11 protein-coding genes, 1 other RNA gene and 1 pseudogene are annotated in these 17,434 nt (G+C 43.5%); 6 read left to right on the top strand and 7 right to left on the bottom strand.

The genetic code is table 11. The features are described 5' to 3' along the window. Positions 1-493: 493 nt before the first annotated feature. The 3 genes from ilvB (at position 494) to ffs (ending at position 3,842) form a co-directional block, all read left to right on the top strand. Positions 494-2,353, top strand: a complete 1,860-nt coding sequence (gene ilvB / locus F6K49_RS11670) for a biosynthetic-type acetolactate synthase large subunit (RefSeq protein WP_293096731.1) — start codon at positions 494-496, stop codon at positions 2,351-2,353. Between the two features lie 884 nt (positions 2,354-3,237). After that, the gene (locus F6K49_RS11665) at positions 3,238-3,690 is read left to right on the top strand and encodes a hypothetical protein (protein WP_075903342.1); all 453 of its coding nucleotides are present in this window, start codon (positions 3,238-3,240) and stop codon (positions 3,688-3,690) included. 55 nt (positions 3,691-3,745) lie between these two features. Continuing rightward, positions 3,746-3,842: signal recognition particle sRNA small type (ffs, locus tag F6K49_RS11660), an RNA gene on the top strand. Positions 3,843-4,073: 231 nt separating this feature from the next. Here the strand turns inward: ffs and F6K49_RS11655 are convergent. Then, positions 4,074-4,745 carry a hypothetical protein gene (locus F6K49_RS11655; protein ID WP_198954190.1) on the bottom strand — a complete coding sequence of 224 codons (672 nt, stop codon included), beginning with the start codon at positions 4,743-4,745 and terminating at the stop codon, positions 4,074-4,076. A gap of 210 nt (positions 4,746-4,955) precedes the next feature. Here F6K49_RS11655 and F6K49_RS11650 point away from each other — a divergent pair, with 210 nt between their 5' ends. Next, positions 4,956-5,084, top strand: coding sequence for a hypothetical protein (locus F6K49_RS11650; protein ID WP_293046609.1), 129 nt, complete (start codon positions 4,956-4,958; stop codon positions 5,082-5,084). Positions 5,085-5,398: 314 nt separating this feature from the next. Beyond that, a complete protein-coding gene (locus F6K49_RS11645; RefSeq protein ID WP_293019297.1) occupies positions 5,399-6,640 on the top strand; it encodes a transposase in 1,242 nt (413 codons plus the stop codon). Here F6K49_RS11645 and F6K49_RS11640 read toward each other — a convergent pair. Beyond that, the gene (locus tag F6K49_RS11640; RefSeq protein ID WP_293019295.1) at positions 6,622-6,984 is read right to left on the bottom strand and encodes a hypothetical protein; all 363 of its coding nucleotides are present in this window, start codon (positions 6,982-6,984) and stop codon (positions 6,622-6,624) included. The genes F6K49_RS11645 and F6K49_RS11640 overlap by 19 nt on opposite strands. A gap of 115 nt (positions 6,985-7,099) precedes the next feature. Further along, positions 7,100-8,581 carry a protein kinase gene (locus F6K49_RS11635; RefSeq protein ID WP_293019293.1) on the bottom strand — a complete coding sequence of 494 codons (1,482 nt, stop codon included), beginning with the start codon at positions 8,579-8,581 and terminating at the stop codon, positions 7,100-7,102. A 298-nt stretch (positions 8,582-8,879) separates the two neighbouring features. Here F6K49_RS11635 and F6K49_RS11630 point away from each other — a divergent pair, with 298 nt between their 5' ends. Then, entirely contained in the window at positions 8,880-9,755 is an 876-nt protein-coding gene (locus F6K49_RS11630) for a shikimate dehydrogenase (protein WP_293019307.1), read from the top strand. Here the strand turns inward: F6K49_RS11630 and F6K49_RS11625 are convergent, their stop codons facing one another. From F6K49_RS11625 to F6K49_RS11610, 4 genes and pseudogenes are all read right to left on the bottom strand, one after another. Further along, positions 9,756-11,294, bottom strand: coding sequence for a class I SAM-dependent methyltransferase (locus F6K49_RS11625; protein ID WP_293096728.1), 1,539 nt, complete (start codon positions 11,292-11,294; stop codon positions 9,756-9,758). A 436-nt stretch (positions 11,295-11,730) separates the two neighbouring features. Beyond that, on the bottom strand, positions 11,731-13,809 hold the full coding sequence (locus F6K49_RS11620) for an S-layer family protein (protein ID WP_293019289.1): 2,079 nt from the start codon (positions 13,807-13,809) through the stop codon (positions 11,731-11,733). 87 nt (positions 13,810-13,896) lie between these two features. Continuing rightward, positions 13,897-14,958 (bottom strand): annotated as a pseudogene (locus F6K49_RS11615) (ISKra4 family transposase). A gap of 40 nt (positions 14,959-14,998) precedes the next feature. Continuing rightward, on the bottom strand, positions 14,999-16,960 hold the full coding sequence (locus tag F6K49_RS11610; RefSeq protein ID WP_293019287.1) for a filamentous hemagglutinin N-terminal domain-containing protein: 1,962 nt from the start codon (positions 16,958-16,960) through the stop codon (positions 14,999-15,001). Positions 16,961-17,434: the final 474 nt, after the last annotated feature.

Raw genomic sequence — 17,434 nt, 5'->3', positions numbered from 1 at the left:
TGAAAAAAATATTGTAATTTATATAAATTAATTTTCAGTGTATTTAAATACTAATCAAATAGTATTACTATTCCCGATTCCCGATTCCCAATTCCCTCAAATATAAATTTGAAACTTGATGCCAGTTGGAATTATTTAGCACTAAAAAAAAATAATACCATAAATTATAAATTTTTCCTAAAGCATAACTACTTATAGTTAACCCTCGTATATAGTAAAAAGTTGATTTATTTATCTTAGGCTTCTAGCTGATAAATAGACCCAGAGTGCTCAAAGGAAAAATCCTGCCAAGTTGTCTGGACAGTTCCATATATTAAGAGTAAACTGAAATACAAAACCCGTACTGTAGTAAAATTAACAGTTATTCTAAAATTCTGCTCAGCTATTATCAGCAATCTAACACCCTTAACAGCATAGGTGTTCTTGACCTTGGCGAATTTAATTGGCCACAGGTCGCACCTAAGGAACCGATCTACCACTAGAGGTGATAAGCGTGCAATCCCAAGTAATCTCAACAACCCCAGCCTCATCAACTACCCCCACTCGCCGCACAGGAGCATTTGCTCTAATCGATAGTCTCCACCGTCACGGTGTGACCCATATCTTCGGCTATCCCGGTGGTGCAATTCTACCTATATATGACGAACTATACCACTGGGAAGATGCTGGTAAAATACAGCACATCCTAGTCCGACACGAGCAAGGAGCATCCCACGCTGCTGATGGTTATGCCCGTGCTACTGGCAAAGTCGGTGTCTGTTTTGCTACATCTGGTCCGGGAGCCACTAACCTAGTTACCGGTATAGCTACTGCTCACATGGACTCAATTCCCCTAATTTGTGTAACCGGTCAAGTCGCCCGTGCTGCTATTGGTTCTGATGCCTTCCAGGAAACCGATATCTTTGGGATTACCTTGCCGGTTGTCAAACACTCTTATGTGGTGCGTAACCCTGCTGATATGGCGCAGATTGTTGCCGAAGCCTTCCATATCGCTAGCACCGGACGTCCTGGGCCAGTCCTGATTGACGTACCCAAAGACGTGGGTTTAGAGGAATGTGACTATGTACCGGTGGAAGCTAATCAACTCAAGTTGGTGGGCTATCGTCCAACACTAAAGGGCAATCCCCGCCAAATTAACCAAGCCCTAAATTTAATTCGGCAAGCACGACGACCCCTGCTTTACGTTGGTGGCGGAACCATTGCTGCTGGTGCCCATGATGAACTGCGCCAACTGGCAGAAATCTTCCAAATTCCGGTAACTACCACGTTGATGGGCAAGGGAGCATTTGACGAATCCCATCCCCTATCGCTAAAAATGCTGGGGATGCATGGCACTGCCTATGCTAACTTTGCTGTTAGTGAGTGTGACTTACTGATTGCTGTAGGGGCGCGATTTGATGACCGGGTGACCGGGAAACTGGATCAGTTTGCCTCTCACGCTCAAGTCATTCACATCGACATTGATCCCGCTGAGGTCGGTAAAAACCGCTATCCCCAAGTGCCAATAGTAGGGGATGTGCGCCGGGTTTTGCAAGATATGTTGCGCCGTTACCAGGAAATGAATATCTCAGCAGAACCTAATCAAACCCAGGAGTGGCTAGCACGGATTAACCGTTGGCGTCAGGAATATCCCTTGCAGGTACCTCAATACCCCGATAGTCTATCTCCCCAAGAAGTGATTGTAGAGGTAGGGCGTCAAGCACCAAAGGCTTACTACACCACGGATGTCGGTCAACATCAGATGTGGGCAGCGCAATTTCTTAATAATGGACCGCGCCAGTGGATTTCCAGTGGGGGATTGGGCACTATGGGCTATGGAATGCCAGCAGCCATGGGAGTCCAGGTAGCATTCCGAGATCAGCAAGTGATTTGTATTGCCGGTGATGCCAGTATTCAGATGAATATCCAGGAACTGGGTACCCTGGCTCAATATGGCATCAATGTTAAGACCGTGATTATTAACAACGGTTGGCAGGGAATGGTACGCCAGTGGCAACAAGCGTTCTATGGGCAGCGTTATTCCTCTTCAAATATGGAAGTCGGGATGCCGGATTTTGTGCAACTGGCTCAGGCTTACGGGGTTAAGGGCATGATAGTTACCAGTCGGGATCAACTACAGGATGCGATCGCACAAATGCTAGCCTACGATGGTCCTGTGTTGTTAGATGTTCATGTAACCAAAGACGAGAATTGTTACCCAATGGTAGCCCCTGGTAAGAGTAATGCCCAAATGATTGGTTTACCGGAAAAACCAATACTCAAGAATGCTACGGAGCTAATCTATTGCAGTAACTGTGGTGCCAAGAATGTAGCAAGTAACAATTTTTGTCCTGAGTGCGGCACCAAGCTTTAATATTGTGTACCTAAGGATTTGACATTGCTGATTAATGGCATGATTTAGGGTAATGGGTAATAGATAATAGTAATGGATAATTGGTAATTCACTATTTGCTAACTACCCAAGTCTAATTCATATCATTCCTTAGTTCAGCAAAGCTTATCATTGCTCCTTTAAACTTACTTACTTCGCTCACCAGCGGAGTATTTTTTTTGGTAAGTATCGTCAGTTTAATAGTACTTATTCCTCAGCTATCAGCTAATGCGCTACAGATGGTGCTACTTGAGGTGCTATCAGCTATCAGCTTCTGGAATGGCTAATAGCTAATTTTTAATTACCTGCCAGATTGATAATCCTTGAGGGTAATCATACATAAGTTATACATTAGTATACGTTATCCCATACATTAGTCTCCGATAATCATAACATAAGCCACCTAGAGGAGCTAGTCAGTAATCAAGATTCTAGTGATATAGCAGAAGTCAGAAGTCAGAAGTCAGAAGTCAGAAGTCAAACTCTTGCGCTTACTTAGGTTTGAGACTTTTGTCATGTCCGCGCCTGCCCTGGCGACTGCTATAACTGTTAATAGTGAATCCTATTGACTACCCAAGAATCTGCTACTCGTTTGAAAATGCTGTGTGTGCGCCTCTACATTATTGGTGATTTTGGATTGGCACAACAAGCACTAATCAACCATGAGTGACACTAAGATTACTAGATTGTTATGCTAGAAGGCTTTTTAAGCCTGCAACATAAGATTGTTCGAGCCATCGGTAATCCTACTCCAATTATCAATTACCAAAAGGTAAGATTTATTGGTTGCAGGCATTGCTGAGAATTGGAATAACTAAAAATCACTCTTAAGTCAACATTAAATCAAACGCTTATTGCTATTATATATGATTAATACTAAGATAGTTCGGAATGGCCTAGCTCTCCTAGCTAGTAGCTTACTATTCACCCCCACTGCTGGTTTGGCTAGCTCTCCTCGTCAGGGGCAAGTTGAAAATAAATTAATCGCAGCAGCACAGTATTTAAGAGACCGCGATTATATGCCAACTCATCGACCGGTAGTAAATAGACTTTCCCGGAACCAAGTCGATGCATTTACCCTGGATCTAGAAGCTGGTAAATCTTATACCTTAGTAAGTTTTTGTGATGATGCTTGTCTCGATATTGACCTAGGTCTGTATGATAACAATGGCCAAACCGTTGACTATGATACTGACTATGGTCAATATCCGATTGTTCAAGTTACCCCTCGCGGCAGTGGGAAATTTATGGTTAAAGTCGGTATGCCCCACTGTGTAAGCTCTTCATGCTATTACGGGGTGGGGATATTCGCGAAATAGATCAAAACTGAGATCTTCCTTCCCATTTTGCCAAATTGATGCTATTATAATAAGTGGCTCGGATCGACGCGATCGCAACGCCCAAACCTTGTCAGGACCGGAAGGTAGCAGCAATACGGGATGCTTACGATAGGCGTGGACTCCGGGTCATCCTCGTAGCCACAACACATAGCCATAACACAATAGACATCCCTCCAGTTATCAGTAACTTCAGATATAGTTACTTCGGGCGGGCGGCGTAACTTCAGACAAGGGAAGAAGAATTGGCGGAAACAGTAGTGAAAGAAAACACTACTAAAAAGCGATATATCCCTGTTTACTACTGATCCGAAGTTTCCAGTGATGTGTTAGCTTCCCCCATCAATCATCACCCTATAGTTAGCCTAATTTGAGGTAAGCTCGATAATTTCAGTATCTGAAATCAATTCACCATTATGAACTAAATCCTGATGGTTGTTGGAATTTAAGGTAACCGTGATTTCATTTCTACCAGGTTCAAGCTTGCCAATATAATACCAATTGCCGTAAATCCTGGTAATTTTTTTGCCATTGATGAATAGATGGGCATGTCCTTCTCCTGGTTGATGGGCTTTGCTAGCATTCTTGGCAGAAAATTGGAAGTTAGAAACCTTTATTTCCAAATTCCATCCTGTCATCGGATCTGGATACACCACTATGTCAACATCTGGAACAGGTTGACCAGAAGGAATTTCCATTGTGCCATGATGATGACCCATATCTTCACCATGGTGACTACTGCTGCCGACTTTGTGATTATGGTGATTATGCTCCATGTCTTTACTATGGTGATTACCGGTTTCAGTTTTATCACCATGGACCTGAGCATGGGTCTGTTCAGAATCTAGATCTTCATGGCTAGCCATTCCACAACCACTACCTAGTAAGCTGATAGTTAGCAAACTGGCTGATGCTAATCTTAAAATAGTTCTAAGTGCTGAAAATAGTGCTAAGTGCTGAGGGCTGAGTGGGATTTCTTTGGGTCGGTAAGTGAATAAGGTCTTGCTCATCCGATCGACAGTTGTTGTTTTAACCATGGACTTTGCTAAATTGCCCATGGTAGTGTATATCATGTCATTTAAAATATCAAAAGACAAGCTGTAAAACCTGGTAATTAGTTAGCAAAGCATATGCGCTACGCGCACGGTGCGCGAACAGCAGTCAGCGTTCAGCGGTCAGATTAAAATAAACCCGGGAGAATTTAATATTGATAGATTAATGATAAGTGAAAGTATTGATAAAAGTCCTTGGCCTATGGCTACGCTACACCGAAAGGCTTTGTGGAACAGGCTTCTATTGTGACACAGACTTCTATTTGTGGCACAGGCTTTGACACTCTGACAGAACGAATGCTTAGCTCTTTATTCAAAAGCTAATAGCTATCAGCTAATAGCTGATAGCTTACAAAGAATCAACGATGCTGAAAGCCCCGTGTCTTTAGACCGGGTCAGAAGTTACCGTAAGAAGAGTGGATCCTTTATAGTTGGCAGGCTATGCAGATAAGGATTAAAACTTATTGATTAAGGCGACCCTCTGATAAGGTTTAGTCTCCGGGATGAAAGCGAAATGGTGGCTTTAGCCGCAGTGAAGAGAATATCTGAGAATAATCAAAATTTTGTAGCCGGGTATGGTAGTATAAAACAGTAACAAAAAAGGTCGATATCCGTTCGCGGAGCTTGACCTTAGGTCAATGATCATAATTGAGTTCAAAGCCTACGGCAAAAAGCACCAATACCAAGCCATAGATGAGGCTATTAGAACGGTTAGATTTATCCGCAATAGCTGCATAAGGCTATGGATGGACAACAAACAAACTGGAAAGTATGACCTTAGCAAATACTGCAAGGTCTTGGCTAGAGAATTCCCATTTGCTAATGAACTGAACTCTACTGCCCGTCAAGCTGCTGCGGAGAGGGCATGGTCATCAATCGTCCGTTTCTACGACAATTGCAAGAAAAAAATACCTGGAAAAAAAGGCTTTCCTAAGTTCCAGAAGAACTGTCGTTCAGTTGAGTACAAACAGTCCGGTTGGAAGTTTTCCCCTGATAAAAAGTCGATTACGTTTAGTGACAAGAAGGGAATTGGAAAGCTCAAGCTCAAAGGTACTTGGGACTTGTGGCGATTCGACAAAAAACAAATCAAAAGGGTTCGGATAGTTCGACGAGCTGACGGGTACTACCTCCAGTTCTGTGTTTCAGTTGATGTCAACGAAAAATTAAAGCCAACTGGAAAAACCGTAGGACTGGATGTAGGACTGAAGGATTTCTATACGGATTCCGACGGCAATACACAACCCAACCCTCGGTTTTATAGAACGGGTGAAAAGCGTTTAAAGTTTTATCAACGTCGGGTTTCCCGAAAAAAGAAAGGCTCTGCTAACCGTCGAAAAGCCATTAACAAACTAGGTAGAGAACACCTTAGAATAAGTAGGCAACGTGAAGAACACGCCAAGAGACTGGCGCGTTGCGTAATCCAATCTAACGATTTGGTGGCCTACGAAGATTTAAGGGTAAGGAATTTAGTTAAAAACCACTGTCTCGCCAAGTCTATTAATGATGCAGGTTGGTATCAGTTTAGGAAATGGATGGAGCATTTTGGAACTAAGTTTGGCCGGGTAACTGTTGCAGTCAACCCAGCCTATACAAGCCAAAACTGCTCTGAGTGTGGCGAGGTCGTGAAAAAGTCTCTATCAACTAGGACTCACGCCTGTAAGTGTGGCTGTCAGTTAGACCGTGATCACAATGCTGCCATCAACATACTGGAAAAAGCCTTGAGTACTGTGGGGCACACAGGAACTTGGATTTTAAATCCGAACGCTTGCGGAGAATCGACCTCTACTTTTCCTGACTCCGGTCTGGTTGAGCAAGTTGGCTCGTTGAAGCAAGAATCCCCGCGTCTAATGACCGGGGAGTGTCACCAACCTACTTCTTGAGCTACTCCATACAATTCCTCTAAATGTCGGCAAAATTCACTGTAGGTTCCAATTTGCCGTGCGTCTAATCCAGTTAAATCTAAATTTTCTTCAGTACTTTTCTGTTGGAGGTCTACTCCTTCCTGCTTGTTACGCATATTTAATCGGTAAGCATTTTGGTCTGGATAAATTTCAAAAATTATCTCGATCGCGTCTTCATAGGTGTCTAAGGAAAGGGTTAGATCGAAGGGCTTTCCAGGTAAAATCAAGCTGATGCTGTCATAGCCTGTTGCTTCTTCTGTGTAAAAAACTTGTGATTCTGACATGGCGACAATTATTTGAGTCCAGGCAGGAAAGCTAGTCATTTTTATTCTCCTTTAGATAGTGATGGTAGGTAGTAATAGCAATGCCCTGGGTTTAACCTGAAACTAGCATGCAACGCAATAAACACACGGATGCTACTGTTGAGCAATCGGTGATTCACCACGGCACTAGGGAGGTTATCCCAATAAAGAATACTAAAAATAACAACAATAGTAGGGTAACTATCATACCAATAATGACGAAGGATGTGATTGCCCAACCCCGTTGATGGCGCTTAAAGGTTTTGATACTCTTCCAACGGCGACTTTTCCATGCCCACTCATTGCCCTTGATGCCCAAAATAATCCCCATCACTGGCCAAGCAAGAAATCCAGTCACTAAGGATAGATCGGTCCAGGCAATCAGTCCAATCCAAACTTGATTGGTGACACACCACAAACCTGGTAGACAAAAGGCACCCCAGTTCCAGCCTTGAATCTCTGCTGGCACTGGAACAGATTCGTCAAACACTTGCTTGCAACCGGAATTATTGATGGGAGTAGGTGGTGGGTAGGATTTAGACTGGGGAGTTACAGCCACAGTACCCTTGATTTCTGTTTCTCTAACCTTAGAATCATCAGAATCATCGGTTTGGATTAGGTCTAGAACCTGTTCAGCAGATTGGAATCGCTCAGAGGGTTGGGATGCCAGCAAACGAGATAGGATAGTATTAAAATCTGGAGATAAAGTTACTTCTTCTTCAGTTCGCCAGCTAAGGGTATAAGGGTCAACCAGTTCCTGGGGCTGTTTACCAGTCATTAGTACTAGTGCTGTTACTCCCAAAGCATACAGGTCACTATGGGGAGCAGCAATCCCTAAGCGTAGCTGTTCATCAGGTGCATAGCCAACTTTACCTAAGCAAGTCCCACCAGCGTAGATGGCGGAGTTTTGCCCACTGGTTACGGGGGTATTGACTTCTAGGGCAATTTGTTTGACACCACCCAAGTCAATTAATACTGGTAGTCCATCGGAAGCACGACGGATAATATTGTCCGGAGCAATATCTCGGTGAATTATGCCTAATTGGTGTAGGTAGCTTAAGACCGGGAGCAATTGCTGAAACAGTTGGAGAATTTCGGTTTCGCTGAACCGTTCCCCTTTGCTTACTCGTTCTTCGAGTAAGGTTTGATAGGTTTTTCCTTCAATGTAGTCTTGGACGAGAAACAACCGTTTGCCATCCCGAAAAAATTCCCAGAATCTCGGAATTTGGGGGGATGAAAGCTTGTGCAGCATGGTTGCTTCCCGTTGAAATAGTTCTTCGGCTTTTTCAATGGGTTGGGTGCCCTGGTTTCTTGGAGTCAGCTCTTTTAGGGTTACTAGTTCATTAAAGCGTCCAGTGTCTTTGGCGAGGTAGGTTTTGCCAAATCCCCCTTGTCCTAAGGTGCGCTGAATTATGTAGCGATCGCGTAATCGGCTTCCAGTCTCTAATTTATTGTCTAGATTACTATTGTCTAGATTACTATTGTCTAGATTACTATTGTCTAGATTAGTGTCTAAGAGACTGCTACTGGGAGGGAGTAGAGAGGCACCACAACGAGAGCAAAAACTTGCCCGACTGGGATTGATTTGCTCACATTTCATACAAATGATTGAATTCATGGCTCCACTCTTTTGAATACCAGTTGGGTTCATGCCGTTGCTGCCTAGTTAATTAGTATTATAATTGGCACTAGAATTGGCTCGATATGATCTATTTTAGCCACCATCAGAAAAATGATAGTTCATTCAAATGTGATGCTTGGGGTAAGTATTGTGGACGGTTGATGGTGAATTGTAAACGAATTGTCAACCGAAGGCAGCAATCTTAATCAAAAATAGTTAATAAGAAATATTAAGGTCGCAATTATTAACTATTTCAGGCTTAAAATTATAAAGTTATGTGCGTAGAACGTGGGTGATGGTGCAAATAACAGGAACAACAAAGTTACTGGGTGTGATTGGTGATCCAGTGGAACATTCTTTATCACCACTGATGCATAACCGAGCGATCGCATCTTTGGATCTCGATTATGTCTACCTACCTTTACCGGTAAAATCAGCAGATTTGAAAAATGCGATCGCTGGTTTTGAGGCGATTGGTCTAGTGGGCTTCAGTATCACCATTCCCCACAAGCAGACTATCATCCCCTTGTTGTCGGAAATTTCAACAGTGGCTCAAGGGGTGGGAGCAGTGAATACTGTTTATCGCACCGATATCGGTTGGATTGGTACGAATACCGATATCGAAGGATTTATCACCCCGTTGCAAGGGTATAACCGGGATTGGAGTCAAACTACTGTAGTCATTTTGGGGTGTGGTGGTGCAGCACGAGCCGTAGTAGTAGGTTGTGCCGAACTCGGTTGTACTGAGATTCATGTGCTTGGCCGCAATCAGGACAAGTTAGGTCAATTTAAGCAAAGCTGGATTAATTCTGACCTTGCTATTACTATTCATACTCATCCTTGGCAACAACTACCGGAACTCCTGGCTCAAGCCAATTTGTTAGTTAATGCTACTCCTGTGGGAATGTATCCCAAGGTCGAGCAGTCTCCTGTGGATCAGGTAACCATGGCTAGGTTGCCAGAAAATGCGATCGCTTATGACTTGATTTATACTCCTAATCCCACTCAGTTTTTACGACAAGCCAAGGAACAGGGCGCGTACGCTATTGATGGATTGGAAATGCTGGTGCAACAGGGAGCAGCAGCTTTCAAAATTTGGTTAGGACAAACTCCACCAGTGGATATTATGCGTCACGCTCTGCAGGAGAAATTGGGATTATTGAAAAGTTAGTTACTTTTTGCGAAAATGCAGAATTCCCCAACTGAGGTAACCGTTCTTGCCAGCATCAATCCAATGATTAAGACCTACTTTCATGGCGTCAATGTAATCCTTGCCACTATCGGCAACGGCTTGCTGATAATTGGCATCTACCGTTTCTAGGACTCGCCGATAATGGTTCACCAGTTGCGCCGTTAGATCAATCACCTGGATTTCTTCTAAACCTGTAACCTTAGCAGCCTTGCGATAGAACTCAATAGAACCAAGGGAGTCGAGGTGAATGCGGTCTAAAACCGGTTGCAGCAATCCTTCGGGACAGTCATCACTCTGCATGGGATCAGTGAAGATGAATTCACCTCCCGGTTTCATCACCCGCTGAACCTCTTTAATCAACTGAATCCGGTTACCACTGTGCAAAATTGCATCCTGAGACCACACCACATCAAACTGTTCATCCTCGTAGGGAATGTCTTCAAAACTACCCTCGATTACTTCAATCAAAGACCCAAGTCCCTGTTCTTGGTTCATTTGAGAATTCCGTTGATTCTGAACTTTGCTTACATTCAAACAAGTGACATGACAACCGAAGGTTTTAGCCAAATAACGGGCTGCTCCACCATAGCCCGAGCCAATATCGAGAACGGAGCTATTTTCATTCAAGTTCAGTAATGAGGCGACCCGTTCAACCGTGCGGCGACTGGCATCAAAAACAGGTTCATCTTCCCGTTCATAGATACCAACATGAATATCTTCTCCGCCCCAAACAGTGGCATAGAATTGATCAGCACTATCACTGTTGTAATAAGTTCGAGCGGTATCAACGGTTGTGGAATAGTTCACTTGGTTTTGTCCTTTCACCTTCTTTTTGTATTCTTTTTCGGCAACATGAACAAAGAAATCTTGTTCATCATTATGATAGCTTTCTTGGAAATACCCATAAGTTTTAATTCCTTGAAACCCTACTTCTTGCATTAAATTTATGGTGTAATCCTTCCGCAGGGGAAACCTATTAAGATGGTAAACCGATTGATCGGGGAATTCATATTTAAATCTAGCTAAACCTTCATCCAAATATTCAGGTTCGGCTTTAACATCTTCACCACAATAGTAGTAAATATGTTTTGAATAAAAGCCATGATCTAAAATGCTGTCATAATTCCGTTGATCTAGAATTAAAATGCCATCATAGCGAAGTGCAGCATAGAATTCTGCCAAAGCTTTACGGCGATCGCCCTCACTAAACAGATGAGTAAAGGAATTTACTAGACAAATTACAGCATCAAATTTACTATGAATATCGCGATTTAACCACCGCCAATCCGCTTGCACTGTTCGCAGAATTAAACCATGACGACGGCCATTTTCAAATGCTTTGGCGAGCATTTGCTGACTCCCATCTGCACTCACCACTTCAAATCCTGCTTTTAACAGACGAATGGAGTGAAATCCAGTTCCTGTTGCTACATCTAGGACTTTTTTGACACCGTGTTGTTTTAATATATCGATGAAAAAACTACCTTCACTTTTGGCACGGGTTTCCCAGCTAATCAACTCGTCCCATTTTTCTACAAAGCTTTGGATGTATTCTGCTTGATATTGAGATGTTTGTCGAACAGCAGTTGGATTTTCGCCGTAATCCTGTTGCTCCTTGTCAACTATAGATGTTTAATTTTTGCGGTTATTTTTCATCTTGCTGTTCTGTGTAACTAAATTTTTGGATATTTTCAATCAAAAGCCCATTAAGCACTGATCGCAGAATTAATTACCTATTCGCAATCTCTGTAACCTTGACATTGTCAGGTTTTTTTTTAATCTGTAATTAATTTTGTGCACTTGCTTATTCCTTAATATTGATTGATCAAAAATCTTGAAGTTGACCAAATTATTAAATTTGCCATTGGAGGCCGGATGCTGACTGCGTGACACATCTGTGTGAAAACTAGGCTGATCAGATTCTACACTGTAATCACCTTACCCTAAAAACAGCTTAATTTAAATCCCGACAAGACAAATAGTGATACCAAGGCTTGGGTGGGCTAGTGGTATCGGTAGGGAAAGAGGTCAGAATGATCGTACCATCGGGACCTGTCATCCAGCCTTGAGCTTCCACAATTCGTTTTGGCTTAGAATTCTTTTCGGTCGATGGCGCTAAGGTCTGATTGTTATCAAGATTGTGATCAATTTCACTAAGGGTTTGATCATCAAGAGTCACCCAATCAGCAATGATGGTTTGACCAATAATCGGGTCGAAGGGACTAGCCGGAATGCCACCGCGTCCAGTAACAATAAATTCACCAAGTTCATCGACTGAGATTTTTCCACTTCTCGGACAGCTAGCAACAATCAGTGATGATGGGTCAGTTAAATTGATCGGTAGTTGATCTAATCCCCGAGGGGGTTCAGGATTGCCCCTGTTAATGGTCACTATTCCTTGTGTACCAGACTGAGAACTGGCATCGATATCATTAGTGCGATTTCCCTCCATTGCTTTACGCTCCTCAATCAGACGGACATCTTCGGCATTAATGGTGATCTCACCGCCTTGACCCTGGTCAGCTTTGGCAATGATATCGCTACCATTACCACTTGAGGGAAAGGCAATTAAGAGGTTGGTATCAATATCAATGTTGCCACCTGTAGCTTCATCTAAAGCCTCTGCGGAGATTAGGCTTTCGTTAAGCATCACGATTGATTCTGATACGTCTAGTGTGATATTCGCTCCTGATTGCCCCTCGGCAGTTTTAGCTTCTAGTCTTCCGTAGTTGAGCAGCAGGGAATTAGCTTTAATGTCCAGATTTCCTGCTACCCCGTTGTCACTGGTTACGGTTATTTTCCCTCCATCTTCAACTTTCAGGGAATCAGTATCAATTGTGATTGTACCGGCTTGACTAGTAGCTTTCTCTTCTCCAGCGCTGGCAATGACTCCATTATCAACAGTTAGTGTATTGGTAGTTAATATAATATCTCCACCTCTGCCATTGCCGTTCGTGCTAGCACCTAGCGTCGCACCATCAGTCACTGAAATGGAGTTACCGTTAATTATAATGTCACCACCGTTGCCCTCTTTTGACTTAGGATCCACACCAGTCAAGATCCGACTAGGTTTGTCATTAATGCCCACTCCGTCTATTGAAACCTGATCACGAACTGTAATGATCACATCCCCACCATTACCCTTGCCTTGAGGACCAGCTGCTAACCTGCCACCTTCAGTAATGGCCAATGAACCTTCTGTAACTGTGATCCTGATATCGCCACCATTGCCTTCCCCCTGGGATTTAATATCACTAACTATGCCACTATTTCCTTCACTCAGCTCCTTGATTCCGTCAAATAAAACGCGATCGCGAGCTATGATTTCCACATCACCCCCGTTTCCCTTGCCACTGGTTTCGGAAACTATCTTACCACCGTTAGTAAACGAAACTGACCTAGCTTTAATCAATACCTTGCCACCGTCGCCCACTGCTTGAGGTCTAACTCGAGTGAATATAATAGTTGAAAATTTCTTCTCTTCTCCATTTACTTTATTCTTAGCAGTGCCATCAATGATAACTTCATTCTCAGCAATAATTGATATGTTGCCACCATTTCCTATGTCATATATTTCAGCACTTATTTGACCGCCATTGGTCACAAAAACTGACTTGGCCTCTATGGTAATGTCGCCACCTTTACCTTCAGCTTGTGGTTTGTTACTAGAATTTCTATTCGGACCGACTCGAGACCGCAGACCGCTGGCTATTATCTCATTACTTGCTATCCCGTCAATCGTAACTGTATCGCGAGCTGTTATAGTTATATTACCGGCATTTCCTTTTCCCTTTGTGTCAGCTACGAATCTAGCACCATTGCTGACAGTCACTGATTCAGCATCAATCAATATATCTCCTGCGTTGCCGATTGCGTCAGGATCAGCTTGGGTCACAATCGAATCTCTGTTCTTATCAACGATAACTTGATCCTCAGCAATAATTGTTACACCACCACTATTTCCCTGTCCTGTGATCCTCGACTCCAAGAAAGCATCATTCATAAACAAAGAGCCTGTGGTAATCGGGTGCATCTCACTTTTGCAATTAGGTAAAAATTCGAGCGAAAATTCCCACACTTCCCACACTTCCCACCGAGTACATGGGATGTTTTGTAAGACTCAAGTTGAGAATTGTCCGTTAAGGTAAGCGCACCGATGCTTGAGTACTTGAGGGACGTTGCTTTCCTCCCACTGAGCCCCTGAGATTTTGATGCGCCGACCAACCTGTTTTACCGTCGATTCGATCGATCCTGACCCTATGGAAATGCCTTCGGCTTGGTAATAGCCGTAGTTAACAATACGGTGCCGATGCTTGTTGAGGTAGATAATAAAGTTCTTGACACGTTCATGTTGCCAGTCTTTGAACTGTTCAATCGCGCCATCGACATCCCCAAACCACAAACAAGCTTCCACTGCATCTAGGCGCTGCTGTGACCCACCTACCTTGCCCAGATTCTCTATTAAGTGATACCAGTCTAGAATCTCACATCGCTGTGAAGTAGTTCCAATCTCCGCAAAGATATTCCAGATGCCGTCATGACCATCACCCAAGCAGATCAGTGGCGTGCCTAGGGGCTGTTGGTTGACCCAACTGACCAAACTTACGTTCTCGCAAAAGAATGCACCTAGACTGTGCTCATGCAAATTCACCGCTTTGTAATCACGCCACTGGCAAGGCTCACCTTTGGCAGTGCGTAACCGAACTTTGCCGCCATCTACACTCATTTCTTCAACAGTCTGGTCGAGGTCGGGCAACTCAAAGTCTTGGCGATGTACCAGGCGTTGCTGAGTGCTGTGGGAAACCGACATTCCTGTCAACACCTTGATATCTTCAGCGCTATTGTTGTAGGAGGCGTTGGCACTCAGCAACAGACAGCACTTCTCCAAATACGGACTCCACCTTGTGTAGGGTTTGACCTTTAGCACATGAGCTTGTTTCTCGCTTAAACTCAATTCCCCAAGGATGCTTTTGAGGGTACGTTTTCGTCCGGCACGGGTGCCGCTGCTGGTTTGGATAAAAAATTTCCTATCTCTGGACTGACATGCTCAAGAATATGACCACGAACCGCCTCTTCTATCCCGGACAACGTTTGAAGCTGCTCAGGGTCGGTTTCTACGCACACGTAAAGCAGCAATTGCTTGGGCGTGAGCTTTGATTTGGGCATGTTTGTCAGCATCCAGCACGCAGCACTCTTGTGATCATAGGTCAACCAATTAAAGCTTACCTGTGATTGGTCAAAACCGAACTTAAGTATTTATGCTTAATACAAAATCGGGATGCACTCGTGGTAATCGAAATACCACCACTATCACCGATAGCGTTTTGTTCTATGTTGTTGAAAATGCCAGTAGCCTCACCATTTTCCGAATTTCCTTCAAAGGTGACTGTGTCATCAGCAACAATGGTCACTTTACCGGCATCAGCTTCACCAAAGGTACTGGTTTCGATCTGAGCACCGTCAGTGGCAAAGAGGGAGCCAGTATCGATCTTGATATCCCCACCTTTTTCTTTGCCAAAGGTGTTGCTAATAATAAAACTTCCGTCAAGGGATAGTTCATCGTTTGTAACCACAGTAATATCCCCTGCTTTACCAGAAGCGGAAGAGGCATCAATGCGTTCGCGTAGCGTCGGCGAAGCCGAATCGCTTATTTCAATCCTGCCTCGATAATCAATAATCACCTCACCAGCATTTCCTGAAAACCTCTGGTTAGTCTTATCTACCTTACCGTTATCGTTGGCTATGGTGCCATCACCAGTTAGAAGTGAACTAATTTTAAGGGTTTCACTCACTAAGGATGGGTTAGGTTGATACTGATTCGTTAACAATACCCGTCCATTGGGAGCATTAATCGAGATCTTGCCAATTTCGATATCCGCACTAGTCGCAGCCGTCCCAAGGTTAGATCCTAAGTTACTACTATCGGTATTTCCTGGAAAACCCCCCAGTAATGTCCAATCTATACCAGCACGGATATCTAGGGTAGGTTTGTTACTGCCATCAATCACTACAGACCTTCGAGCTTGATCCGACAAGGTCACATTAGCCAGACTAGCCAAGAACGGATTGGAGTTATTAGGACTAATGGCATTATCCGCTGTATCGGTAGAGTTAATCTCAACATCACCAAGCCTGACACTCCCTCCTGCCAAAATATGTAGTGACGCTCCGGTATAGTTTCCTAAACTGACATCCCCATTAGTCAGAATAATGGGATCATGGGTACTGACTAAATTTCCCGGTAACCCATCCAACTGTTCGATGCTGATATTTCCGCCAGCGGTATAGTGAGCATCCCCGGTTACCGGATTATGCGATTGGCCTTGGCCTTTGGGCCACGCTGCGCGAATGGCCACGCTACGCGAACGCAACCATAAATCACTACCAGCAAATAAACCACTATCGGTATGGTTATGGGCAGCAATATCAATTGACTGATTCCCCTGAATTAGCAGTAAGCCACCAGAGTACGCTCTAAAGGGTTGCGCTACACTATCCCTAATCGTGACTGTATCTTCTCCAAACAGAGTCAAATTCCTACCAGCATTCAGTTGACCCTGTAAATCCAAGTTGCCAGCGGCTAGGGTTAAATCTTGTCCTACGGCTAAATTCCCAGCATTTGTAATTCTGGTCCTCGGGTCATATTTGCCATACTGCAATCCTGGGGTGATATTAATCGTTAACAGTGGCGGGGCTTCTGGTGATGTGGCACTAAACTCCTGCCCATCACCAAATACCAAACTATTGGCAGTAGACGCTACAAAGGAACCAGCTACATCTAATCTGGCCTTGTGTCCAAACACAATACCATTGGGATTGAGCAAAAACAGATTTGCTGCACCATCTACTCCCAAAGTACCTAGAATATTCGATAGATTACTGCCGGTTACTCGTGTTAATATCCTCTGAATTCCCGAGGAATTAGCAAAATAAACCCGTTGTAGTTCTCCTACATTAAATTCCGCAAAACTATGGAACAAATTCTCCCCACGAGTTGCTCCCCCTTCAATTAAATCTGCCAGCGCCCCCTTGACCTGTACATTAGGAGTTACCCTTGAGGCTTCATTTCCCAAGCTGCCATCGGGAGTAATGTCAGCTAAAACTGGAGCATAAAAACCCCAAGCAAAACATCCGGTTAGGCAAATTATCCTTAATTCTAAACATGCACCAACAGCCCTAAGCATTTTAACCAATAAAATCCTGTTATTGGGAAAGTCTATAACAGATTTTACCTGATTAAAATCAAAACAAATATTTACTTAAATAATCTTAATAATTAGTAAAAAATCACGGAAATGATTAGAAAAATTATTAGTAAAATCATTAGGGAAATTATTAGGTTGGAATCCAACAGGACTTAAGCTGCCAACCGGTTTTACGAAGTAATAAGATAATTAAGTGTATAAGCATTCAGCCGTCAGTGGTCAGTGGTCAGTGGTCAGCTGATAGCGTTTATCATAGCTATGAGGTACACATTATTTTTTACCTCTTCCCACTTCTAAATTAATTGCTCCCTGCTCCCTGCTCCCTGCTCCCTGCTCCCTGCTCCGAAGTCCCTAAAACCCAGATATTTGTACCTCATGGGTATAAGACTTGCTAGAGTTTATTTAAAAACACCTAAAGTAGGGTGGCACAGTCTTCGACGCATCGGACCTAAG

The sequence above is a fragment of the Moorena sp. SIO3I6 genome (assembly GCF_010672095.1).
The sequence above is the reverse complement of the archived record's forward strand: the minus strand, read 5'-3'. Positions and strand labels throughout refer to the sequence as shown.